This window comes from Cytobacillus solani, from assembly GCF_001420595.1.
GTDB lineage: Bacteria > Bacillota > Bacilli > Bacillales > Cytobacillaceae > Cytobacillus > Cytobacillus solani.
This window is the reverse complement of sequence record NZ_LJIX01000003.1, coordinates 33,269-56,716: the sequence shown is the minus strand read 5'-3', so window position 1 is coordinate 56,716 and position 23,448 is coordinate 33,269. Positions and strand designations below refer to the sequence as shown.

24 protein-coding genes are annotated in these 23,448 nt (G+C 39.1%); all 24 read right to left on the bottom strand.

Features of this window, described 5'->3' with window-relative positions; genetic code table 11:
* Nucleotides 1–613 precede the first annotated feature (613 nt).
* Nucleotides 614–2,104 (bottom strand): lysine--tRNA ligase, encoded by a 1,491-nt coding sequence (lysS, locus tag AN957_RS00300; protein ID WP_075209060.1) that lies wholly within the window; start codon nt 2,102–2,104, stop codon nt 614–616.
* Nucleotides 2,105–2,316: 212 nt separating this feature from the next.
* Nucleotides 2,317–3,318 carry a tRNA dihydrouridine synthase DusB gene (gene dusB / locus AN957_RS00295; protein WP_053479385.1) on the bottom strand — a complete coding sequence of 334 codons (1,002 nt, stop codon included), beginning with the start codon at nt 3,316–3,318 and terminating at the stop codon, nt 2,317–2,319.
* 132 nt (nt 3,319–3,450) lie between these two features.
* The gene (locus tag AN957_RS00290; protein WP_053479384.1) at nt 3,451–3,669 is read right to left on the bottom strand and encodes a helix-turn-helix domain-containing protein; all 219 of its coding nucleotides are present in this window, start codon (nt 3,667–3,669) and stop codon (nt 3,451–3,453) included.
* Entirely contained in the window at nt 3,621–4,148 is a 528-nt protein-coding gene (folK, locus tag AN957_RS00285) for a 2-amino-4-hydroxy-6-hydroxymethyldihydropteridine diphosphokinase (protein WP_053479383.1), read from the bottom strand. The genes AN957_RS00290 and folK overlap by 49 nt, the downstream gene beginning before the upstream one ends.
* Nucleotides 4,148–4,510, bottom strand: coding sequence for a dihydroneopterin aldolase (folB, locus tag AN957_RS00280; protein WP_053479382.1), 363 nt, complete (start codon nt 4,508–4,510; stop codon nt 4,148–4,150). Before folB ends, folK begins: the two co-directional genes overlap by 1 nt.
* Nucleotides 4,503–5,336: a dihydropteroate synthase gene (folP, locus tag AN957_RS00275; RefSeq protein WP_056681708.1), complete on the bottom strand. Its 834-nt coding sequence runs from the start codon at nt 5,334–5,336 to the stop codon at nt 4,503–4,505. The genes folB and folP overlap by 8 nt, the downstream gene beginning before the upstream one ends.
* Before the next feature lie 16 nt (nt 5,337–5,352).
* A complete protein-coding gene (pabC, locus tag AN957_RS00270; protein WP_056681705.1) occupies nt 5,353–6,210 on the bottom strand; it encodes an aminodeoxychorismate lyase in 858 nt (285 codons plus the stop codon).
* A gap of 3 nt (nt 6,211–6,213) precedes the next feature.
* Entirely contained in the window at nt 6,214–6,807 is a 594-nt protein-coding gene (pabA, locus tag AN957_RS00265; protein WP_053479379.1) for an aminodeoxychorismate/anthranilate synthase component II, read from the bottom strand.
* A 2-nt stretch (nt 6,808–6,809) separates the two neighbouring features.
* Nucleotides 6,810–8,219, bottom strand: a complete 1,410-nt coding sequence (gene pabB, locus AN957_RS00260; protein WP_053479378.1) for an aminodeoxychorismate synthase, component I — start codon at nt 8,217–8,219, stop codon at nt 6,810–6,812.
* A gap of 197 nt (nt 8,220–8,416) precedes the next feature.
* Nucleotides 8,417–9,346 (bottom strand): cysteine synthase A, encoded by a 930-nt coding sequence (gene cysK / locus AN957_RS00255; RefSeq protein ID WP_056681702.1) that lies wholly within the window; start codon nt 9,344–9,346, stop codon nt 8,417–8,419.
* A 191-nt stretch (nt 9,347–9,537) separates the two neighbouring features.
* Nucleotides 9,538–10,434: a peptidyl-prolyl cis-trans isomerase gene (locus AN957_RS00250; protein ID WP_053479376.1), complete on the bottom strand. Its 897-nt coding sequence runs from the start codon at nt 10,432–10,434 to the stop codon at nt 9,538–9,540.
* A 27-nt stretch (nt 10,435–10,461) separates the two neighbouring features.
* Nucleotides 10,462–11,340 carry an Hsp33 family molecular chaperone HslO gene (gene hslO / locus AN957_RS00245; RefSeq protein WP_056681699.1) on the bottom strand — a complete coding sequence of 293 codons (879 nt, stop codon included), beginning with the start codon at nt 11,338–11,340 and terminating at the stop codon, nt 10,462–10,464.
* A gap of 35 nt (nt 11,341–11,375) precedes the next feature.
* Nucleotides 11,376–12,152: a type III pantothenate kinase gene (locus AN957_RS00240; RefSeq protein WP_172797593.1), complete on the bottom strand. Its 777-nt coding sequence runs from the start codon at nt 12,150–12,152 to the stop codon at nt 11,376–11,378.
* A 145-nt stretch (nt 12,153–12,297) separates the two neighbouring features.
* A complete protein-coding gene (gene ftsH, locus AN957_RS00235) occupies nt 12,298–14,289 on the bottom strand; it encodes an ATP-dependent zinc metalloprotease FtsH (protein ID WP_056681695.1) in 1,992 nt (663 codons plus the stop codon).
* Nucleotides 14,290–14,435: 146 nt separating this feature from the next.
* On the bottom strand, nt 14,436–14,981 hold the full coding sequence (hpt, locus tag AN957_RS00230; protein ID WP_053479372.1) for a hypoxanthine phosphoribosyltransferase: 546 nt from the start codon (nt 14,979–14,981) through the stop codon (nt 14,436–14,438).
* Between the two features lie 23 nt (nt 14,982–15,004).
* Nucleotides 15,005–16,393: a tRNA lysidine(34) synthetase TilS gene (tilS, locus tag AN957_RS00225; protein ID WP_056681692.1), complete on the bottom strand. Its 1,389-nt coding sequence runs from the start codon at nt 16,391–16,393 to the stop codon at nt 15,005–15,007.
* 93 nt (nt 16,394–16,486) lie between these two features.
* Complete coding sequence (locus AN957_RS00220) at nt 16,487–17,470, bottom strand: serine/threonine protein kinase (protein ID WP_053479370.1); 984 nt, start codon at nt 17,468–17,470, stop codon at nt 16,487–16,489.
* Complete coding sequence (locus AN957_RS00215; protein ID WP_053479369.1) at nt 17,439–18,176, bottom strand: vWA domain-containing protein; 738 nt, start codon at nt 18,174–18,176, stop codon at nt 17,439–17,441. Before AN957_RS00215 ends, AN957_RS00220 begins: the two co-directional genes overlap by 32 nt.
* A gap of 89 nt (nt 18,177–18,265) precedes the next feature.
* Entirely contained in the window at nt 18,266–20,752 is a 2,487-nt protein-coding gene (gene spoIIE / locus AN957_RS00210) for a stage II sporulation protein E (RefSeq protein WP_056681690.1), read from the bottom strand.
* Nucleotides 20,753–21,180: 428 nt separating this feature from the next.
* The gene (locus AN957_RS00205; protein WP_056681687.1) at nt 21,181–21,639 is read right to left on the bottom strand and encodes a S1 domain-containing RNA-binding protein; all 459 of its coding nucleotides are present in this window, start codon (nt 21,637–21,639) and stop codon (nt 21,181–21,183) included.
* A gap of 87 nt (nt 21,640–21,726) precedes the next feature.
* Nucleotides 21,727–22,134, bottom strand: a complete 408-nt coding sequence (locus AN957_RS00200) for an FtsB family cell division protein (RefSeq protein WP_053479366.1) — start codon at nt 22,132–22,134, stop codon at nt 21,727–21,729.
* A gap of 13 nt (nt 22,135–22,147) precedes the next feature.
* Nucleotides 22,148–22,780 (bottom strand): spore cortex biosynthesis protein YabQ, encoded by a 633-nt coding sequence (yabQ, locus tag AN957_RS00195; protein WP_056681684.1) that lies wholly within the window; start codon nt 22,778–22,780, stop codon nt 22,148–22,150.
* On the bottom strand, nt 22,777–23,082 hold the full coding sequence (yabP, locus tag AN957_RS00190; RefSeq protein ID WP_053479364.1) for a sporulation protein YabP: 306 nt from the start codon (nt 23,080–23,082) through the stop codon (nt 22,777–22,779). Before yabP ends, yabQ begins: the two co-directional genes overlap by 4 nt.
* 94 nt (nt 23,083–23,176) lie before the next feature.
* Nucleotides 23,177–23,443: an RNA-binding S4 domain-containing protein gene (locus tag AN957_RS00185; RefSeq protein ID WP_053479363.1), complete on the bottom strand. Its 267-nt coding sequence runs from the start codon at nt 23,441–23,443 to the stop codon at nt 23,177–23,179.
* Nucleotides 23,444–23,448 lie beyond the last annotated feature (5 nt).

The following is a 23,448-nucleotide window of genomic DNA, read 5'->3' as shown; positions in this document are numbered from 1 at the left end:
ACAGGCAGGTTGCCCACGTGTTACTCACCCGTCCGCCGCTAATCTTTGGGAGCAAGCTCCCTCAGATTCGCTCGACTTGCATGTATTAGGCACGCCGCCAGCGTTCGTCCTGAGCCAGGATCAAACTCTCCAATAAAGAGTAAGATTAGCTCTTAAGTTTTAATACTTGAATTAACGTTGACGTTTTTTGTTCGTTCAGTTTTCAAAGAGCAATGATTATTATTACTCTGCCGCTCAAGGCGACTTTTAAATACTACTATGTTTAAAATGTTNAGTAAGATTAGCTCTTAAGTTTTAAAACTTGAATTAACGTTGACGTTTTTTTGTTCGTTCAGTTTTCAAAGAGCAATGATTGTTATTACTCTGCCGCTCAAGGCGACTTTTAAATACTATCACATTCATTGTGTTTAAGTCAATAACTTTTTTAATTTCTTTTTTCAAAAGTTATCGTCTCGCAACAACAGATATTAATATACCACCATATTTACGCGGTTGCAATATGTTTTTTCGATATTTATCTTTAGAATTCAAAGAAAAAATATTCATATTATTTATTGAAATACAAAAAAGGTAAAGCACATAAAATATCATGCCTTACCTCTGATAAAGTTATTTAACGGTGACGCATTAACGGGAATAATAAGACATCTCTAATGGAAGGAGAATTTGTTAAAAGCATGACAAGGCGATCGATACCAATCCCAAGCCCTCCCGTTGGAGGCATTCCGTATTCTAATGCTTCAATGAAATCATCATCCATCATATGAGCTTCGTCATTACCTTGCTCACGTTCTTTGAGCTGAGCTTCAAAACGTTGTCTTTGATCAATAGGATCATTAAGTTCTGTGAATGCATTCGCATGCTCACGTGCAACAATAAATAGCTCAAACCGATCCGTAAACCTTGGATCTTCATCATTTTTCTTTGCAAGCGGAGAAATTTCAACAGGGTGTCCAAAAATGAATGTTGGCTGAATTAATTTCTCCTCTACTTTTTGCTCAAAAAATTCATTTACAATATGGCCATAAAGCATATGTTCAGTAATTTCTACCCCATGCTCTTTCGCTAATTGCTGCGCTTCTTCCTTGCTCATCTCTTTCCAGAAGTCTACCCCTGTGTATTCCTTAATCGCATCTACCATATGAAGTCTTTTCCACTCTGGTTTTAAGTCAACTTCATATTCTCCATATTGCACCGTAGTTGTTCCAAGTACTTCCTGTGCGATGTGTGCAATTAGGTTTTCAGTTAAGCTCATAATGTCGCGATAGTCAGCATATGCTTCATATAATTCAATCATCGTAAATTCCGGATTATGGCGTGTTGAAACACCTTCATTACGGAAGACACGGCCGATTTCATACACCTTCTCTAAGCCGCCAACAATCAAACGCTTCAAATGTAGTTCAATTGCGATACGCATGTACAGCTCCATATCAAGTGCATTATGGTGGGTAATAAACGGACGAGCTGAAGCTCCACCAGCAATTGAGTGCATCATTGGGGTTTCTACTTCTAAGTACCCTTGGCTATCTAGATAGCGGCGCATGGATTGGATAATCCGACTACGGTCAACGAATGTTTTTTTGCTTTCCTCGCTCATGATTAAATCCAAATAACGTTGACGGTATCGTTGCTCAACGTCCTTTAAACCATGGAATTTATCCGGGAGTGGTCGTAACGCTTTCGTTAAAAGTTCAAATTCCTGAACCTTTACAGAAAGTTCGCCTACTTTTGTTTTAAAAAGAGTTCCTGAAACGCCAACGATATCCCCAAGATCAACCGAGTCGAAAATTTCATATTTTTCATCACCAATTGCATCTTTACGAACATAGATTTGAATTTGTCCAGATAAATCCTGGATATGTGCAAAACCCGCTTTTCCTTTCCCGCGCTTTGTCATGATACGGCCTGCAAGTGCTACTGTTATATTTTTTTCTTCAATCTCTTCTTTTTCAAGTGCTTCATATTGTTCGATCAATTCCTTAGTTTGATGAGAACGATCAAAACGCTTTCCAAAAGGATCTAGTCCTTGATTGCGAAGGCTATTCATTTTTTCCCTTCTGACGATTAATTGGTCATTTAATTCTTCATGACTCTGGCTCACTTATATCATCTCCATTATTTTGTAAATCTTTTTTATGTAAAGCTTATGCACAATAAAAGATTTCTCACTTCTATTATTCTACACAATGTGGACCGGACAGACATCAATAATATGAATAAATAGAATAAAAACTGCCAGTAGGTCACTGGCAGTTCTCTTTCGTTCAAAAGTATTATAGATAAAGAAAATTCCAAAGTCAAACATCACCACTGTTATCCCGCTTGGATTTGACTCTGTTCCTTTTCCTCTACTTCTATTACAAGTGCATTTAACAATGTAACAAGATCTTCTCTTGTATGACACTCATTGATCGCATTTCGTGCTTTTGCATTTCCACGAATCCCTTTTAGGTACCAAGCAGCATGCTTACGCATCTCACGAACAGCTATATACTCGTTTTTCAAAGCGATTAAACGATCTAAATGAAGGATGCAAACATTAATTTTCTCCCGCACACCCGGCTCACCCATTAATTCCCCTGATTCTAGGTATTTAACTGTACGGTAAATCATCCATGGGTTCCCTAATGCAGCTCTACCAATCATGACACCATCACAGCCTGTTTCATCAAGCATACGTTTAGCATCTTGAGGCGTTTGCACATCTCCGTTTCCAATTAGTGGAATATTGATACTTTGCTTCACTTCACGAATAATATCCCAATTTGCATTTCCTTCATACATTTGTACACGTGTACGTCCATGCATCGCAACAGCCTTTCCGCCCGCACGTTCAACTGCCTGTGCATTACGAACAGCGTAAATATGGTCTTCATCCCATCCCATACGCATTTTAACGGTAACCGGTTTCTCAACTGCATCTGTTACAGCTGAGACCATTTCATAAATTTTATCTGGATCAAGCAGCCATTTCGCCCCTGCATCACATTTAGTGATTTTAGGTACAGGGCAGCCCATATTAATATCGATAATGTCCGCGTTTGTACTTTTATCAACAAATCTCGCCGCTTCAACCAATGTCTCTTTTTCACCGCCAAAAATTTGCAGGCTTAGCGGCTTTTCTCTTTCATCGATGTAAAGCATGTTCATTGTCTTTTCATTCTTAATAACGATGCCTTTATCACTGACCATTTCAGCACACACTAATCCAGCACCGAATTCTTTGACAGTAAGTCTAAAAGCTGAATTGCAAACTCCTGCCATTGGCGCAAGTACAACACGATTTTTTAATTCTATATCGCCAATTTTAAACATAGTAAACCTCCTAATTCGCAATAAGAAAGCGCCTTGTTGAGGTAGACAAGCATAAAACAAGTCTTTCAACCCAAGGCGCAGCAGCTAGAAATCTATCTAACCTAAAGTTACATCCCTTATTTAAGTAAATATCTATTCTCTATTTTCATCTGGGGGAGTTAAATCTTCAACGGTAATATTTAGCATGAAAGCAACCCGCCCTAAAAAGTCTGCAGCCGGCATTCTGTTCCCTCTTTCAATCTCTCCTAATATCGATACTGATACACCAAGCTCCTTGGCAAAGCTTTCCTGTGTAAAGCCTTTTAGTTTACGAAAAGCGCGAATACGTCTTCCCCATTTTTCCGCTTCCATATCCGTACTCCCTCTCTATCAGGTATATCCTCTAAACTTGCTTGAAGAGGCTTTTCCATCGTCGGAAGCTTGATGCTGGACTGAATCTCAAGTAGAGGGATCATAACAAAAGCTCTCTCTTGCATCCGAGGATGAGGAACTAATAACTTCTCTGTTTTAATATTTTCTTGATTATACAGTAAAATGTCAAGGTCTATCGTTCGAGGACCCCAGCGTATTTCCCTCTTTCTCCCAAGGTCCTTTTCGATAGCAAGGCACGCTTCCAACAATTGAATTGGGCTTAAAGCCGTGTTCACTTGTATGACCATATTTAAAAATTGCTCTTGATCCTCATACCCAACTGGATCCGTTTCATAAATGGATGAAGCATTCACTACATTCACATCTGGAAGAGAGTTCAACTCCTCGATCGCTTGCTTTAAATGCTCGAAACGGTTCCCAATGTTGGAGCCTAGTGCAATATACGCTTCATTATTCATTACATCCTGCTCCTTGTTACTTCAACCGCAACGGATTCATAATGTCCTGGAATAGGCGGATCTGGTTTAATTACCCTCACAGTCACTTGAGATATAGGTTCAAAACGGTCAAGCATTTCCCCGGCAATCTTTTCAGCAACTGCCTCGACAAGCTTATAAGGTTTTCCTTCAACAATCTCTTTGCAAACTTGATAGATTTCTCCATAATTAATTGAGTATTCGAGCTGATCCGTTTCCCCTGCTTTTTTTAAATTAGTTTCCACAGTTAAATCGACCATAAATCTTTGTCCTAGATGGGTTTCCTCAGGAAAAACCCCATGATATCCATAAAAAGCCATCTTATTTAAAATAATTTTATCCATGATAAACTCCCTTACCTACTAGTGCATCCATCATTTTTGCCATTCGAGCCATTTCTTTCACATCATGAATGCGCATAATGTGACATCCCTTCTGAATTCCATAACAAACAGTCGCCCCAGTCCCTTCCATCCGCTCATCAACAGGCAAGTCTAACACCCCGCCAATCATAGACTTTCGAGAGGTTCCAAGTAAAACAGGATATCCAAGGGATACTAGCTTGTCCAAATCTCTCATCATTTCTAGATTATAAGATAAGTCTTTAGCAAAGCCAATTCCCGGGTCTAAAATAATATTCTCATCCTTAACTCCAGCCTGCCTCACAAGCGAGATGCTTTCATACAGATCATTAACCACATCACGGTAAAAAGCGGAGTAATCTTGGTTTGCACGATTATGCATTAACACAATTGGAACTTGAAGTTCAGCAGCAACCCTCGGCATGTCCTCATCCGCTTTCGCACCCCAAATATCATTTATGATATGGGCTCCTGCCTTTATCGCTTCTTTTGCCACTTCAGCCTTATATGTATCTATTGAGATCGGTATATTTACTGCTTCTGAAACTGCCCGAATAATAGGAGTGACCCGCTCTATTTCTTCTTCAGCAGATACCTTAATAAATCCAGGTCTGGTAGATTCTCCTCCAATATCAATAATATCTGCCCCATCCTGTACCATTTGCATAGCCCGTTCCACCGCTTGGTCCAAGTGATTATACTTGCCCCCATCAGAAAAAGAATCAGGCGTAATATTTAAAACCCCCATAATTAGCGTCTTCTTGCTGTAATCCAATGAATAAGGACCACATTGAATAATTGTAGACATGTATTTTTACCTCCTTTTACCACTCATTCCTGCTCCACAAGTACCCGCTAAGGTTCTTATATTGCTTTTGAAGATCTTGTACAAAGCCGCCGTTATTGCCTGGCATCTCGCTCCCAGCAAATGAATAAATCGGAACAATTTCCTGGATGGAATTCGTAACGAAGATCTCATCTGCCTTTTTGGCTTCAGCCGTTTGAAAGAAACCTTCTTCAACAGCTATTCCATTCCTTTGGGCTAGCTTTATAATTAATTTTCTTGTAATCCCATTTAAAATGCCCGTTTCAATCGCCGGCGTATACAATACATTCTCTTTTAGCCAAAATAAATTCGAGACAATTCCTTCTGCTAAAAACCCTTCTTTGGTTAGAAAGATCCCTTCACATTCAGGCATATCCCCTATTTCCCTCTTTGCTAAAATATTATTTAAATAATGATGTGACTTTAAACGCTCCACACCTTCAGGGGTATTCCGATTCAAAGTTAATATAACCGCCTTTTTTTCCTGTCCGATCATTGATGGAGGCAGAGGCTTTGCAAAGATAATCAAATTGGGATAAAGATAAGGATCTGGCTGCAGTCCGATTTCCCCTACGCCCGCTGATACATTCAAACGGATGTAAGCATCAGTTAAACGATTTTTTGCTAAAAGCAGGCGCAGCGCACTCTGTATCTCCTCCCTCGAATAAGAAACTTTCATGTTAAGCACTTCTAAACTATTATTCAGCCTTTCCAGATGATCATCCAATAAAAAGGGATGTCCATCATAGACTCTGAATGTTTCAAAAAGACCCATTCCGTATAAGTATCCATGGTCAAACGGGGAGATAACAGCCTCTTCCTTCCCGACAATTTTTCCATTCATATAGATAAACATAGCCTAATCACCCCTTAATACTTCCATTTTTGAATAATAGCTTAGGAAGTTCTTGAGCAAATCCTTTCCTGCCGTTGTCATGATCGATTCTGGATGAAATTGAACACCTTCTACCGGCAGTTCCTTATGGCGAATGGCCATGATTTCACCTTCAGCCGTCCAGGCGGATACTTCGAGGCAAGAAGGCAGTGTTTCCTTCCTGACAATTAGGGAATGATATCTTGTTGCCGGAAAAGGATTGGGCAGCCCTTGGAAGATCGTTCTCCCATCATGATGCATATTAGATGTTTTTCCATGCATCAGCCGCTCTGCTTGAACGACCTCACCACCAAAAACCTGAGCAATTGATTGGTGCCCAAGGCAAACCCCGAAGATTGGTATATGACCAGCAAATGCCTTGATTGCTTCTATGCTAATACCCGCTTCATTCGGACTGCAAGGCCCAGGAGAAACCATTAAAAACTTTGGCTTTAATTCACAAATTTCTTCAATCGACGTTTCATCATTTCTTCTAACAACTAATTCTTCGCCTAGCTCACCTAGGTACTGAACGAGATTATATGTGAATGAATCATAGTTATCAATCATAAAAATCATCATTAATCACCTTTTTCCTGTTCTGCCATTTCTTTTGCCATCCATAAAGCAATAGCCTTTTTTAATGATTCTTTATATTCATTTACTGGGTTTGAATCAATGACAACACCTGCACCCGCCTGAACATGTGCAAACCCATCCTTCACTAGCATTGTTCGAATAATAATATTCAGCTCAAGATCTCCATTAAAATTAATCCATCCGAACGAACCTGTATAAGGTCCTCTCGTCACAGGTTCCAATTCCTCGATAATTTCCATTGTTCTTATCTTCGGAGCCCCTGTAATCGTCCCTCCGGGGAACACAGCATCAATTAAATCAAACCCATCTTTGCCATCAGCAAGTTCACCTCTTACATTTGACACAATATGCATGACATGAGAATACTTTTCGATCACCATAAACTCATCTACTTCAACAGACCCATATGTGCAGACACGGCCAAGATCATTTCTTTCTAAATCGACGAGCATCACATGTTCTGCCCGTTCCTTTTCATTTTCAATTAACTCATTTGCCAGTTCAAGATCTTCTGATTCATCTTTTCCGCGGGACCTTGTTCCTGCGATCGGCCGAGTGCTAACCTCTTTTCCCTTTTTCTTAATCAATAACTCTGGCGATGCACTGACAAGCTGATATTCAGGTGTTTGGATATATCCCATATATGGAGAGGGATTTAACTCCCTAAGCTTTTCATAAACATCCAGTGCTGGAAGGGAGATCGGCTGGCTTTGACGGACAGATAAGTTCACCTGAAAAACGTCACCCTGTGAAATGTAATGCTGTACACGCTGAACCGCCTGAATAAATATCTCCTCACTCATGGAGACTTCTTTTTGCGTGCTTATTTCAGTTGCGTTTTTTGAATTTGGAAGAGCATATTCCGCTATCCATCGCCTCTTCCAATTTTCAGCTCTGTTTTCAACTTCTTCCCTCTCATCAGACTGCTCATATAGAAACATAAGCCACAAAACTTCAGCCTGATGATCGAACACAAACCATTCCTTAAAAACTAAAAAGTGAATATCAGGCATTTGCAAATCATCTCTTGCTAATTCCGGCAGTTTTTCAATATAACGGCCATAATCATAGCTAATTAAACCGATTGCGCCACCCTGAAAATCAGGGAACTCCTCATACCTTTCTGCTTCATATTGACTGAGCCAGTCTTTAAACAAATGCAGCGGATTTCCTTCAAGGGTTTGTCTTCCTTCTTTATGTATTACTTCTAACTTTGAGTTTTTCCCGATTAAAACCGTTTCTGGATCAAAGGCTGCAATGCTGTAGCGTCCGCCGCGCCCGCTTTCCAATAATATATGATGCTCTTTCTCTAAGGAAATTTTGCGATATTGCGGAAAAAGACGATTATAAGTATAAGGAATCTTTTTTGCGTGTAAATGGTATTTTTTCATCGGAAGGCACCCCCATGTATTCTCTTTTTTCATCATACATGAAGAACGCCTCTCTTTCATTTTAATTTAGAAATTTTGAATAAATGGATAGGCGCTGGGGCTGAACGAAGAGGAACTCATCACAAAGTTTTCCATAACAGTGGTTTTTTCCTAATCAAAAAAAGCAACAGTCAAAAATGACCGTTGCCTTTTGCTGATTATTCCGTTTCAAATTGGTACAATGGAGTGCTTAAATAACGTTCTCCATTACTAGGAAGGATCGCAAGCACTTTCTTGCCCTTTCCAAGCTCTTTCGCAATCTTTAATGCAGCGAAAATAGCTGCTCCTGAAGAAATGCCTCCAAGAATCCCTTCTTCTTTTGCTGCACGGCGAGCATACTCAAATGCCTCATCATTCGTCACTTGGATCACTTCATTATAGATTTCTGTATTAAGAATATCTGGGACAAACCCAGCACCAATTCCTTGAATTTTGTGTGGACCCGGTTTTCCGCCTGATAAAACCGGAGAGTCTGTTGGTTCTACCGCATAAATTTTGATATTCTCATATTTTTCACGAAGAACTTCACCCGCTCCGGATATTGTACCGCCAGTTCCAATTCCTGAAATAAACGCATCTAGCTGGTCACCCATTTGTTCTGTAATTTCTTTTCCAGTTGTTTTCCGATGAATTTCTGGGTTAGCAGGATTTTGGAATTGTTGAGGCATGAAATAGCCATGCTCCTTTGCAAGCTCTCCCGCCTTGCGAATCGCTCCATTCATTCCCTCCGCTCCAGGTGTTAAAACAAGCTCCGCCCCATAAGCACGAAGGAGATTCCGTCGTTCCATACTCATTGTATCAGGCATAACTAATACCGCCTTATACCCTTTTGCAGCAGCAATCATCGCCAGGCCAATTCCTGTATTCCCGCTTGTCGGCTCAATGATGGTTACTCCTTCTTTTAATTCTCCACTTTCTTCTGCCGCTTCAATCATCGCAAGAGCAATACGATCCTTCACACTGCTCCCGGGATTCATATATTCTAATTTGACAAACACATCTGCACTATTCTCATCAACGATGCGATTAAGTTTCACAATTGGAGTCTGGCCTACTAATTCTGCAATCGAATTTGCTACACGTACCACTTGCCCCACCTCTTATTCCGAGTATTTTTATTGGTTTAATTAAAACTTACCAAGTAAAGCCTATAAAGTCAATTGTTTTGCAATGGAAAATTCAATTTTCAATTAAATTTCATACTTTCGCCTAATCTTTATTAACCTATCCCTAAAACCCAGAAAAAAACACGGACTTGGTCCGTGTTTCTTTTATTTTCCTAGTGAGCCTCAAGCTCTCCATAAAACCATTCAATATCCGTTTCATTCCATAGCGGCTTCGCAGAAACAGGGATTTCCATTTGCTCTAACGCAATCTGCCTTCTAATCTGATCTTTTACATCCTTATATTTGTACTCCTTGCCCTTAACAGCTTCATGAAGCATAACAATTGCATAGCTGTCCTCAAGCTTTATTGGTTTACTCCATTTACCCGGCTTTAGTTTTTTTATTATTTGAAGAAAGTCCTTTGAATAACGGTCGCTATCTTCATTTATGTAGCCAGCATCTCCGCCGAGATTAGCCGTAAACTCATCAATCGAGCGTTCCATTGCTAGCACTGCAAAGCTAGACCCTTGCTCCAACTCCTTCAGCGTTTGTTCCGCTGCTTTTTTTGTTTTGACTACAATTTTAGAAATATGATAGGAGTCAGGCAAATGAAACTGCTTTTTATTCTGATCGTAATAACTCTTCATTTCTTTTTCTGATACTTTAACATCCTTTGTTAAGATTTCTTCAAGCATCAAGCTGCTTTTTATTTGCTCACGCATTTTTTCCTCATCTGATGACTGGTAACCACCAGAGGAGCCATACATTGTTTTAATAACCATGAGTTCCCGTTCAACCGCTTGATCTGATATTTTTATATCGTACTTCTTCCCGGCAGTTTCTATGATTTTTTGGTCAACTAGTTCACTCAGTATTTCTTTTCCGTATCTAGACTCCATTTCATTCAGCCAATCTTGCCGTGTGATCTTTTCCTTTCCTACCTTTGCCACAACTTCACTGCTGCCTGTACTCCCTTTAGAAATTAAAAAAGCCACGGTCAAGCAATTAAGCAAAATGAGTCCAGCTATCACTATCCAAAGTTTCTCTCTTTTTAACCTCTCCTTCTTCACCTTAACCTCCCCCTAAAACTCCACCTTTTACTTCGCTTCTTGCTTAAACTTTTCTAATTCTTCCTTTGAATAATGGTACATTTCATTACAGAAGTGGCATTGTGCCTCTGCTTTGCCTTCTGTATCAATCATATCTTGAATTTCCTCTTTTCCAAGACTAGTGATTGCATCTGCAAACCTTTCCTTGGAGCAAGTACACGTGAATGCCACAGGTAACTTCTCAAGTATCTTCACATTTTCCTTCCCTAATAGCTCACTTAATAGTTCTTCTGGTGATAGCCCTTGTTGTATGAGTTTAGATACAGGAGGGATCTGTTTTAAGCGATTTTCAATATCTGTAATTGTTTCATCATCAGTTCCCGGCATAAGCTGCAAAATGAACCCACCAGCAGCAAGAATCGTATTATCAGGATTAACAAGTACTCCTACACCAACAGAAGATGGTGTTTGTTCCGAAGTAACAAAATAGTACGTGAAATCTTCTCCTAATTCACCAGATACAATTGGAACCTGACCTGTAAAATGCTCCCTCATCCCGATATCTTTCACAACAGTTAATGTCCCTGTTGTCCCGACTGCACGGCGAACATCGAGTTTCCCTTGTTCATTTAAATCAAAATGGGTTTGCGGATTCGTCACGTATCCCCTTACTTCCCCTTTTGAATTACTAACCACTAAGATAGGACCGATCGGACCGCCGCCCTCTATTTTAATTGTTATCTTTTCCTCACCTTTCAACATGGCACCCATCATCACACCAGCTGACATGGCTCTCCCTAATGCTGCAGAAGCTGTTGGCCAAGTTTGATGACGGCGCTGTGCCTCACCAACCGTTTCCGTTGTCCGAACAGCATATGCCCGGACTTGTCCATTATAAGCAAGTGCTTTAATTAAATAATCACTCATTTGTAAACCCCTTTCACTTGTCAATCTCTTGTTATTTATTTTAATGTCTCCATATTACGCTTATAAATAATCTGAAGGCCTTTTAAAGTTAAAAATGGATCAACAATATCAATAATCGTTGATTCTTTTGCAATTAAGCTTGCTAATCCACCGGTTGCGATAACGGTAGGATTTCCTTTTGCCTGATCCTTCATTCTCTTAACAATTCCTTCTACTTGACCAACATAACCAAATAAGATTCCTGCCTGCATCGCTGCCACCGTGTTCTTCCCAATAATATCATCGGGTCGTGCGATTTCAATTCTTGGCAGCTTGGCAGCTCTTGAATATAATGCCTCCGTCGAAATCCCAATTCCCGGGGCAATTGCACCGCCCATATATTGTTTATGCTCATTGACATAGCAATAGGTAGTCGCTGTTCCAAAATCAACAATAATAAGCGGACTGCCATAGTCATGAATGGCAGCAATAGCATTCACAATGCGGTCTGCTCCAACTTCTCTTGGGTTTTCATATTTAATATTTAACCCTGTTTTCATACCAGGGCCAACAATTAGCGGTTTTATATGAAAGTATTTATGACACATTCTTTCAAGTGCATTCATTATCGGTGGGACAACCGAAGAAATAATAATTCCATCTATATCAGCAAATTTCAACTCTACATGGTCAAACAGTGACTTAATCAGCATGCCATATTCATCTTCTGTTTTATTTCGGTTCGTTTCAATTCTCCAATGGTATTTCAGAGTATCTCCGTCATATACACCTAGAACCATATTTGTATTCCCTATATCAAATACGAATATCAATCTTCTCACCACTTTTTTTATAGTTAAATTCGACAATGTTTTCACTGAACACATCATAACATAACTCGGTTAGCAACGTGTAATCGGAATTAAATCGATGTAAATTTCGCGAAAAAAAAGCGCTCTGCTAGGAGCGCTTTTCCATTTATTCTTTTCGATCGTCCTTCGTTTCTTGCGGACTTTCTTCTCTAGAAGAAGCTGAATCTTCTTCTTTTGCCTCTGTCGTTTTTTCAGGAAGTTCTTCTTTATTGACGTTAATATTTACTTTAACATCTCCAGCAGATGCTTCATCTGTTTTGACAGGACGATCAGGTAATGTACCATGATCAATTAGATGCTTAATTTGTTCCGCATCGAGCGTTTCTACTTCTAGTAGCGTATTGGCAATTAAATCAAGTTTTTTGCGATTTTCAGTAAGTACCTTTTTCGCCTTTGCATAACAATCCTTAATTATACGCTGAATTTCTAAATCAATCTCATAGGCAATCGCATCAGAGTAATTCTGATCGTTATTGAAATCTCTTCCTAAGAAGACCTGACCGCCTTGGGATTGGCCAAACTGTAACGGACCGAGCTTATCGCTCATTCCAAATTCTGTTACCATTCTTCTAGCAATTCCTGTTGCACGCTGGAAGTCATTATGAGCGCCAGTACTTACTTCGCCAAACACAATTTCCTCTGCAACACGGCCACCAAGTAGACCGACAATTTTATCAAGAAGCTCTGGTTTTGTCATAAAGAAGCGATCTTCTTTCGGAAGCATAACAGCATATCCGCCAGCTTGCCCACGAGGGACAATCGTTACTTTATGAACCATTTCTGCTTCTTCAAGAACTACACCTATAACTGTATGACCCGCTTCATGGAAGGCAACGATGTTTCTTTCCTTTTTAGAAATCACACGGCTTTTCTTCGCAGGACCAGCAATTACACGGTCAGTTGCTTCGTCGATATCAGTCATATCAATTTTTTTCTTATCCCGACGAGCCGCAACAAGGGCTGCTTCATTCAATAAGTTTTCTAAATCAGCACCTGAGAATCCAGGAGTACGCTGTGCAATGGCTTTTAGATTAATACCTTCATCTAATGGCTTATTGCGGGCATGTACTTTAAGAACTGCTTCACGTCCAATAACATCTGGGCGATCAACTGTAATCTGACGGTCAAAACGTCCTGGACGAAGCAATGCTGGATCTAGAATATCCGGGCGGTTTGTTGCAGCAACAATAATAATTCCTTCGTTGGCGCCAAATCCATCCATTTCAACAAGCAATTGGTTAAGCGTTTGTTCACGTTCATCGTGACCGCCGCCTAAGCCAGCACCACGCTGGCGTCCAACCGCATCAATTTCATCAATAAATATAATACATGGTGCATTTTTCTTAGCATTTTCGAATAAATCACGTACACGTGATGCACCAACACCGACAAACATTTCAACGAAGTCTGAACCACTAATAGAGAAGAACGGGACACCAGCCTCACCAGCTGCAGCTCGCGCAAGCAACGTTTTACCTGTACCTGGAGGTCCTACAAGAAGCACACCTTTCGGAATTCTAGCTCCTAGTTCTGCAAACTTTCTCGGGTCTTTCAAAAATTCAACGACTTCAACAAGCTCTTGCTTTTCTTCATCCGCTCCTGCTACATCCTTAAAGCGGACTTTCTTTTTACTGTCATCATAGAGCTTTGCCTTACTTTTACCAAAGTTCATCACACGGCTTCCACCGCCCTGTGCTTGGTTTAGTAAGAAGAAGAACAAAATAAAAATAATGATGAAAGGGATAATTGAAGTGAAGAATGTAACCCATCCACTTGTTTCCTTAGCTGGCTGAAAATCCACCTCAGCGTTTTGTGCAGCAAGTGCATCAATTCGATCAAGTATCTTATCACTGTTTACAACATAAGTAACAAAATACTTGCCTTCTTCGTAGCCTTCAAGCTGGCCCTTTACTTCAAAAACGCCTCTCTCAGGCTGCATCGTAATGGATTTAATGTCACCATTTTCTAAATGTGTAACAAATTCATCATAAGAGACTTGTTTCGTTGGCTCATTGTTCCCATTAAAGAAACTAACGACGCCGATAATTACCAAAAATATTAATAAATAAAAGATGGTATTCCGGAAGATCCGATTCATCCTTTACCTCCTCCCACGGTAAACAAACTATAATGTATAGTATCATAGAAAATCGTGCCAATACAAGGATTTGCACTTGACAAAACTGGTTCACTTCTTCATGTAGAAAGGATCATTCTTGGATGTTTCTTCTTACAATTATTGACTTAATTATTATCACTATATACTTCAGGCTTTAGTACACCAATATATGGAAGGTTCCGGTATTTCTCAGCATAATCAAGACCATACCCAACAACAAACTCATCAGGAACGATAAATCCAACATAATCTGCTTTAATATCTGCCTTACGTCCTGTTGGTTTGTCCAGTAATGTAACAATTTTGATTGATTTTGCCTTGCGATAACGGAATAATTCAACTAAATAACTTAAAGTCAAACCACTGTCGATGATATCTTCAATAATTAAGATATCTCTGCCTTCAACAGATGTGTCAAGATCTTTAACAATTTTAACCTCACCCGATGAAACAGTTGACTTGCCATAGCTGGAAACATCCATAAAGTCCATTTCAAGATACGTATCGATTCGTTTTAACAAATCACCCATAAATGGCATAGCACCTTTTAAAACGCCAATAGCAAGGGGGAAATTATCTTTATACTCCTCAGTTAGCTCTGCAGCAAGGCCCTTAATTTTTTCTTGAATTTCTTCTTCTGTTATTAAAATTTTCTCGATATCATTTTTCATTTTCAGCGTGCCTCCTAGAAGAATCATTGCCTTATGTAAGTTAAAAGAATAAAGTTAGCATTCGACTGCTGCCCAGTTGAAGAATGAGATTTTTTTAATCCTGGCACCCACAAGATTTGGCCATTGCTGTCTGTTACAATTGGCCAAAAATTTCTTTCTTGCAAAGGCACTTTATAATCGATAAAAATATCTTTTACCTTCTTCGACCCTTGCATTCCTTTCAATGTCATACGGTCTCCATCTTTCCTCGTTCGAATAACAAGAGGAAGCAAAGAATCGTCCCGCTGTATAAGAAGGGAATTTGCTTGAATAGAACCTTCAGGACAGTTTGTAAATTCGAACATCATACAGCTGCCATTGGGTAATTCGACTTTTCCAGGCTCATTCATTTCAAAACGATAGGATTGTATTGGTTGAAGACGAAAAAGGAATTGACATTTCTCGTATGAACGCACAACTTTCAAACCGTTTGGGAAATGAAGTGTTCCGGATGGGTGGGGACTGCTCATTAATGCAAAAACATTCTCAATATGTAAGGCAGATAAAGATGTAGGTTTTTCCTTATAAAGATAGTTTAATATTAGTTGAATCCCTCTTCTTTGTAAAGGCATTGGCATTTCTCGAAATTCTTTAATATTTATTATTATTTCCCTAGTTGCCTTCTTTTCCATTACTTTATTCATTTTTTGGATCGTTAATTCCTGCAAAAAAGCTTCATCACTTTGAATTTCTTCGCTAAATCGCTGAAAATGCACATGAACATGGGGATTTTCCTTTTTTAAAAAGGGCATAACTTCCTTCCGAAACCGATTGCGGCTGTACATTCCCTTTTCATTACTTGGATCTCGGCGCGGATCAAGCTGATGGCTTATGCAATATTCTTCAATTTCCAATCGATTCAAGCATAGAAAAGGCCGAAGGATATATCCATTTCCAAACGGTCTGCTAAAAGCGATCCCCGCTCTTGCATCTCCTGAGCTTCCTCTGGTTAGCCTCATAAGAATCGTTTCTACCTGATCATCCCCATGGTGGCCGAGGGCAAGGTAGTCTGAATGATGCTTTTCCATCATTTGTTCATAAAATTGATATCTGCATTCTCTAGATGCAGCCTGAGCGCTTTTGCCTGTCTCTTCAATATAGTTAGGAACATCTATTCTCGTCATTTCAAAAGGGATGTTTCTTTCCTCACAAAATTGCTGAACAAATTGTGCTTCTGCATAAGATTCTTCGCCTCTAAACATATGATCCACATGAGCGGCAACAACTGATAAATCGAACGTTTGTTTCTTCCCCCACAAATAATGAAGCAGGGCCAGTGAGTCTGGTCCACCTGACACCCCAATTAAAAGTTTCTTATTATTTAACTCTATACCTTTTCGCTGTAAAAAAGCTTTGATCTTGGCATCCAGCATATACTTCTTCCTTATCATAAAAATATAATGTCTAAATATGTTCTTCTTGAAGCATAGCATAGATGACTTGCATGAAACTAATCATTTAATTTTTTATGTTAATTGACCATAAATATAGAACATATAGAGAAGAGAAATAATAATAAAAATTAAAGTGGTTTCAAAAAGACCGCTTCTTTTCTTTTTTTTAGTATACGTTTGCCTGCTTACACTTTTATTCGATTGTCTTGTTTGAGTTTGTGTTCTTTGGGGAGGGCGTGTTTTATGATTAGGGTGGGGCTGGTTAAACTGCAGCATCGCCGTCCTCATTTCCTTCGCACTTGAAAAGTTCCCTTTTAAGGCATGTATTAAGGTGCCTTCATATTTTTTGAGCTCATCTTTCCCCTTAATCATGACCTCAAGCTGTTTAAGGTCACCTGAGGTTTTATTGAATCGCTTTGGGTAAGAGATATTAATAAGGATCATAGCAACTGCAAAAAGATCGTAGCTCGGATCAGCCTTCCTCGATCCGAGTCCCCAATACCCTCGATCAAAGAATTCTGTGAACTCCTTAATTGCCCTTCCTTGAATAGTCGTTCCACCGACATCAATACAACGTATACGCGCTGGCGGCCCTGTTACGATCAAATTATCGGGCTTCAGGTCACCAAACACCCAGCCATTTTGATGAAGCGTATGCAAATCGTTTAAAAGCTGTAATATAAGCACTTCTACCCATACTCGCCCATTTTGCTGAATATAGGTTAATAAATCTGGACCTTGGATATATTCCATTACATAAAAGGAAATTTGCCCGCCCCTTTGCTGCCAGTCATCAACATCAAGTAAAGAAGGCCCGAGGGCAGACCCTTGGACCTTTGCAAAGGATTTTAGAACATTCACTTCACTAGTAATAGACATGCCATTATCACTCATTTTCAGCGCAACCGACTGATTGCGGAATTGAGCTAAGTAGACAATACCGTTTGCCCCAAATCCTAGTTCCTTTATAATTCTATATTGATTATGGTGCCATTTTCCTTCTATAAGTGTTCCTGGCTTTACATTAAACTGATTCTTCAAAGAATGATTCATCATCACGAGAGAACAAACTCCTTAATGATCGTTTTTTCTTAAAATAAGTTAATGCCTCACGAATGGCAGGGCCCGTTGGGGTGATTCCGCCAGTTGTTAATTTCCCAAATATACTTGTGAGCGAACCAAGATTCGGAGTCCAGTCCAGAACCTTTTCGACTTCTTTCTTTCTGGCCGGAAAGACGAATACGCTAAAATGATTATCACCTGAACGGGCATTTAAACTTAAGGAAAGATCGAGCAAGGCTTCTTTTACAGTCGGAAGCTTCTCTTTCATACTCGCACTCATATCCACTAGTATAAGCACTTCCAGCTCAACGGTTTCACCAAGCTCATCAACAACCTCCATCACTTCTCCTCTCTGGTCCGGCGGGAGATCCTCTACTTTTTTGCTGCCCCCTAGAATTTGCTGCAGCTCACGATTGACAACTCCCTGCAAGGTTTGTGTCATCGCCTTTCTCGTAACCATTTGAACGGTTTGTGATAGTTGCTTTGCATAAACAACCTGACTGACGCCTCCGCCTGACATCGCGATGCCCTCGATTTCATTCATTCCCTTTTCATCAATGACATCATGTTCCATCACACCGATGACATTCACTGTAATCCCCTGCTCTTTTGCTAACGCGGCCATCGCAATTGGGTCCTCTCCTTGATTCGAGCAGCCGTCCGTAATTAATAAAATCTGCTTCAATGTTCCCGTTTTCATAAAACGTCCCTCCTATACCTTCGTTGTTCTCATTTTCGACCGGTAAGAAGGGAAATATACATATATTATTAGCTATTAGGTTAAATTAACTAATTAGCCATTTTTCTTATTTTATGAACAGGAATGCTAGTCCACTTCGGTGTATTATGCTTGATCTTAGCAACAATGACCGTCATATCATCCTCAATAAAGCCAGATCTTGAACGAATAACCTCTTCCATGATCAAATCGGCTACCGCCTGCGGGTCCTCTGTTTTCAATTCAATAATTTTCCTCTTCATCCATAAATCAAAATTTTCTACATGCTTCGGTCCCTCAAAAATCCCATCACTCATCATAATTAATAAATCCCCTGCTTTTAGCTGTTCACTGACAACTTCTACTTCAAACTCTTGTATAATTCCCATTGGTAGGTTACTAGCCTGTATTTTTATTATCTTATCTCCTCTCCTGATAAAGCTTGGTGCCGACCCAATCTTCAGAAATTCCGCCCCTGCATTTTGGAGGTCAATCATCGCTAAATCTAATGTTGAGAAAATCTCATCAGTCGTGCGCAATGATAAAACAGAATTTACCGACTTAATGGCTACCTTTTCTTCAATCCCTGATTGCAAGATCTTTTGAAGCAGCTGAAGTGTCTCTTTACTTTCCACATGTGCTCGTTCTCCGTTCCCCATCCCATCACTAATAGCAATGGCATACTTTCCACAGCCAAGCTCCATCGTAGAATAACTGTCACCGGAAAGAAATCCCCCGTCTTTAGCTGCATGAGCAACCGCACTTTCAACAGTAAAGGCTTTAGCAGAACGGAAAGTTACATGGCAGAAACCATTAGGAAAGGTTGAACAATCCTCTGAACTGACAACAATGGATTCTCCAAGGATATCCGATAGCATCGGCGCAATCAGTTTCTCACATTCTCCATGCCCGTTGCAGTAAGGAATAGTCATATCAATATCTACATTTCTCTGTTCCAAGCTGTAAATCTCCACTTGTTCAATCTGAATACCAAACTCTTGTAAGGCTTCTAAAATAAGCTCTTCCTGTTTATGATGATTTTCTCTTTCCCTTTGAATTTCCTTTGCAAAATCACCCATCACCTCTGATACACCTAGTAATTGTTCAGCTACCAATCTTCTGCTTTCCTGTACCTGTTTCTTTAGTTTTTGATTCGCATGGTAAAAGGTTAACTCCTGTTGGATTGTATCTGTTACCTTCTTCGAACGTGTACAATGCTTTTCCCACTCTCGTGATAGCTTCGGCGATAAATCGCCATGATTATCTTCCATTTCATTCATAATTTCTTTCATGTAGTCATATGTTGTATCAAAGTTTCTTGTCCAGCAATGATCCTTTTTAAAGCATGTTTGACATGTTTTTTCGGTAACATTGCTTAGAAAATAATCTAACTCACGTGCTCCTTCATCCTCTTTCCATTCTGATGGCTCATCATAGGATGAAAAACTTTTTGAAAGGGCTTGAAATACGTTTGAGAATTGTGCCACTCTTTGAGCTGTAACATCTCGCATTTTGCGCATATATTGCTGTTGTTCCGCAGCATGTTCAGTTGTGCCTGGAATATGTTTTGCAAGCTTCGTTAATAACGCTTGAGGTGTAAAAATAAACAAGAGAATTGCAGCCGCTGTCTCTAATAAAGTTTTATAAAGAGCACCACCTCCTTCACCATACATCCCAATTAAGAGAGTAGCTATTAAAAGACCTGCCGACACACCTATCTTTCTTCCATCTTTTAATAGACCACCAAGCAGACCCGCAAAAGCTAGCAAACTCATATGGTAGAAACTTGTTATATTGGCAAGACTAAATATTAATCCTGTTACAACGCCTACCGTAGAGCCTACTGTTGCACCGGCAACAAAGGCAAATAATAACACTAAATATCTTGACATAACATGCTCAATGGAAAGCCCATAAACAGTCCAGCCAATCGTACCAGTCATGACGGTAGCCAACATAATAATTAGGCAAACGATCTCCTCTATCTTTAACGATTGCTTTCGCTTGTTAACAGACAATAATGGGAGACTCTGAACAAAAATGAGTGTAAGAATAAAACCTAAGCTTGCTTCTACACCAGCCATCATTCCATCAAAAAGTGTAAGCTGCTTCGTTACTATAAAATCTTCCAATAGTTTTCCTGCAGTAATTGTAAAAAACACAAAAAACGGCAATGCCTTAATCTCATTAGTAAGCCATTTTTTTGCGATACGATAGGCAAGCAAAAATAAAAAGCTAATTCCAAATGCAGATACAGCATGAGAAATAGATAGGGTTGCAGCTCCTGCGATCAATCCTATAAGAGCAATCGGTGCCTTTTCCTTTCTTAAAAAGTACACAGCTGCGAAGAAAGGGAGGCTAAAAGGTGTCAGTTGGGCTAAAATCAGCGCTCTTCCAAGTAAAAAACCGATCAATAAAAGAAGATAGCCTTTTTTTAGAAAGATAGTCTCACACATCTGCTGAAATTTATTTAATCCTTTTGTAAACTCCCATTTAGGTTTAGTAAAATTCACTTCTCCAAGCGGTTGGACTACATTCCTTTCTACACTATTTGCCATTTTAACTACACTCCCCACTTTTTATCGTTGCAAATCATTATAAGTTTGAAACAGAAAGAAGTTTGTCAAAATGGTGGACAAGACCACTTTTTTCGTTCGACTTATTTCCCTGAAATATCTAATAAGTAAACAAAATGATCGAATGAATCACACATCCTATTCCACTTTTTCGATCTTTAAAGGCTCAAAAGGAAAAAAAAGGAGAGATATATGCTTCATTTGCCTTAATGCTAAAAAGATTGACGAAATGATCGTTTTCGATACGACATAATCCTATAAAAAATTTATTAGCTTATTGAGAAACCGTTAGAAAAAGGCACCCTTTAAATAAAAAAAAAGACAAGTCTATTTCAGACTTGTCTTTTATCTATGGGAATCATAAACGATAAACCCTGCTATTTAGAATAATATATCAATTAAGCAGCAAGTTACCCTCGTCTAGCGCCTCTTCCCCCACGTTTTGATTCAGTATTGCGTTTTAAAGATGATAAACGATCTTCACTATCCTTTAAGAAACGAGCCATTTTAGATTCAAAGTTTTCTCGGGAAGGACGATTATCATTTGATCTGCCTTGACGTGGACGTTGAGAATGTGAATGTCCCCTTGACTCTTTTCTGTCGCCTCTTTCAGGACGCTCTGTTCTTTCAGGCCGGTCTTTAGCTTTTTTAATGGATAAACCGATCTTTCCATCCTTTTCGACATTAATGACTTTAACCTCTACTTGGTCACCGACCTTAAGATGTTCATTAATATCCTTTACATAATTGTCTGCAACTTCACTAATGTGTACCAGACCTGTTGAGCCTTCCGGTAACTCCACAAACGCTCCGAAATTTGTAATTCCTGTTACCTTACCCTGTAACTTGCTGCCCACTTCGATTGACATAAAAAGATATTGCCTCCTTGAGTTATATAAAAAAATCAAACTTACTGTATATTATACAGAATATGAAAAAAGAGTTCAATACAAGGTCTAATTAGTTGATTTTCCCTTTTTGTCATTTTTTTCCTTATTCTCAGGGATATTAAAAATGACTTCCCCATTTTCAGAAAGGAAATAATCCTTCCTCGCAAGCTTTGAGATGTATTCATCATCATTTAACTTCACAATTTCTTCTTCTAACATCACTTCTTGTTTCTTTAGTAAGGCTAACTCCTGATCAAGCTTCTTTTTTTCTGCCCTTTTTTCATCAAGAACAGAGGATTGCGAAACGAGTGTGGAGATCATGAAAACAGAAAGGACAGCTGCTCCTATAAAAAATACGGTTAATCTTCTAAATAGACGTTTTCTTTTTATATTCCCACTAATCTCGGCTACTTCTTGCTGTTTTGCATAGCTTGTCTGTATTTTTGCTACATTTCTTTTCTTGATGGCACCCACTTCGCACCCTCCCTTACTTTTTATTTTTATTCCACCTAGATATCCATCTAAGGAAGTAATTCTTTATTTGTTTAATAATTCCTGCCATTCTATTATAAATCTTATCGACTGTTTTTTTAATATGTTTCGGCAAAAGTTTCCAAATTAGCAAAAAAATCCACTTTACAGGCAGTAAAATGAGTTTCAATATTAATAATACTAGTTTTAATACTGCTTTTAACAGTGAAAAAAGACCCTTTCCTAATAAAATGAATAAAGAAATAATCGCAACAATTAATGCACGAATCGGTTTATAAATAACAAAATGAAATAATTTCAACAAAAAGCGGTAAAAATTGATGACCATTGTTATAAGAATTTCTAGCAAACGAAGGTAGATTCCCTTAAATAAACTCTGGTAGGCTGCAAATCCGCATAAAAGGGCAAGAAATATATACCCTCTTAGTTCACCCTTATTGGCTAAAAACAAAATGTAAAAAATCGCCAACCCTTGTACAATCCAAAAGAGGATATCGTTTATAAAGACGATTAGACGGTTTCGCTCTGTCCGCTTTAAAAAACGATTGTATGTATCAAGGGCGGCGCCAAAGACACAACCCATGCCAACCATAGCTAGCATGGTGATAAATTGGGTAGTTAATGTCATCGGAATAACTTGCTAAAGAATCCTTTAGCCTTATCTCCATGCTGATCATCCAGATAGACGAGATCAAAGATTTTCCCCTTAATCGAGACAACACCCTTATCTACATCTAAATTCTTCATTTGCAGATTCTGACCCTTTATCGCTAGAAAACCCATAACTGTATCTAACAGAAACTCTTCATTATCAAAGCTCTCAACCTGCTTAACTCCAGTAATATCTAACAGCCTTCTGCCTCGCATGATGACATCATGTTCCTGGACATTTGTTTTCGTTGTTGAATTTGTCTCATAATATTGACTCATTCATTCATCCCTCACATTCACTAAGTACAAGCTTTTTGTACATGTTTATGAACGAATGGAATGAAATAGAACAACGAAATGCGGAGGCGACTGTTTAGCCTTCCGATTCTACTTTCTCTTCTTTTATAATTGTATACATTTCTGCAGCGTCTTCTTTTCTTGTTGTTTCCTGTAAACGGTCGATTTTGACAGTCACTAATTTTTGGCCAAAGCGAACAACTAATTCATCTCCAACCTTTACGGTTGTACTCGCTTTTGCTTGTTGTCCATTAACTGAAATACGCCCTTGATCAGACACCTCTTTCGCTAACGTTCTTCTTTTAATTAACCGTGACACTTTTAAAAATTTATCTAATCTCATGCCAA

What these genes read in the sequence shown, in the direction of transcription:
- folP (WP_056681708.1), bottom strand. Translation starts at nt 5,336, where the DNA reads ATGTCTACAATTATTCAATGTGGTCCTTATTCATTGGATTACAGCAAG.
- pabB (WP_053479378.1), bottom strand. Translation starts at nt 8,219, where the DNA reads ATGAAAAAATACCATTTACACGCAAAAAAGATTCCTTATACTTATAAT.
- yabP (WP_053479364.1), bottom strand. Translation starts at nt 23,082, where the DNA reads ATGAGTCAATATTATGAGACAAATTCAACAACGAAAACAAATGTCCAG.
- spoIIE (WP_056681690.1), bottom strand. Translation starts at nt 20,752, where the DNA reads ATGGCAAATAGTGTAGAAAGGAATGTAGTCCAACCGCTTGGAGAAGTG.
- hpt (WP_053479372.1), bottom strand. Translation starts at nt 14,981, where the DNA reads ATGAAAAATGATATCGAGAAAATTTTAATAACAGAAGAAGAAATTCAA.
- yabQ (WP_056681684.1), bottom strand. Translation starts at nt 22,780, where the DNA reads ATGACATTAACTACCCAATTTATCACCATGCTAGCTATGGTTGGCATG.
- tilS (WP_056681692.1), bottom strand. Translation starts at nt 16,393, where the DNA reads ATGCTGGATGCCAAGATCAAAGCTTTTTTACAGCGAAAAGGTATAGAG.
- folB (WP_053479382.1), bottom strand. Translation starts at nt 4,510, where the DNA reads ATGGATAAAATTATTTTAAATAAGATGGCTTTTTATGGATATCATGGG.
- ftsH (WP_056681695.1), bottom strand. Translation starts at nt 14,289, where the DNA reads ATGAATCGGATCTTCCGGAATACCATCTTTTATTTATTAATATTTTTG.
- dusB (WP_053479385.1), bottom strand. Translation starts at nt 3,318, where the DNA reads ATGTTTAAAATTGGCGATATAGAATTAAAAAATCGTGTTGTACTTGCG.
- hslO (WP_056681699.1), bottom strand. Translation starts at nt 11,340, where the DNA reads ATGAGTGATTATTTAATTAAAGCACTTGCTTATAATGGACAAGTCCGG.
- AN957_RS00220 (WP_053479370.1), bottom strand. Translation starts at nt 17,470, where the DNA reads ATGATGAATCATTCTTTGAAGAATCAGTTTAATGTAAAGCCAGGAACA.
- AN957_RS00205 (WP_056681687.1), bottom strand. Translation starts at nt 21,639, where the DNA reads ATGTCAATCGAAGTGGGCAGCAAGTTACAGGGTAAGGTAACAGGAATT.
- folK (WP_053479383.1), bottom strand. Translation starts at nt 4,148, where the DNA reads ATGAATAATGAAGCGTATATTGCACTAGGCTCCAACATTGGGAACCGT.
- pabA (WP_053479379.1), bottom strand. Translation starts at nt 6,807, where the DNA reads ATGATTTTTATGATTGATAACTATGATTCATTCACATATAATCTCGTT.
- AN957_RS00290 (WP_053479384.1), bottom strand. Translation starts at nt 3,669, where the DNA reads ATGGAAGCGGAAAAATGGGGAAGACGTATTCGCGCTTTTCGTAAACTA.
- AN957_RS00185 (WP_053479363.1), bottom strand. Translation starts at nt 23,443, where the DNA reads ATGAGATTAGATAAATTTTTAAAAGTGTCACGGTTAATTAAAAGAAGA.
- pabC (WP_056681705.1), bottom strand. Translation starts at nt 6,210, where the DNA reads ATGTTTATCTATATGAATGGAAAAATTGTCGGGAAGGAAGAGGCTGTT.
- AN957_RS00215 (WP_053479369.1), bottom strand. Translation starts at nt 18,176, where the DNA reads ATGAAAACGGGAACATTGAAGCAGATTTTATTAATTACGGACGGCTGC.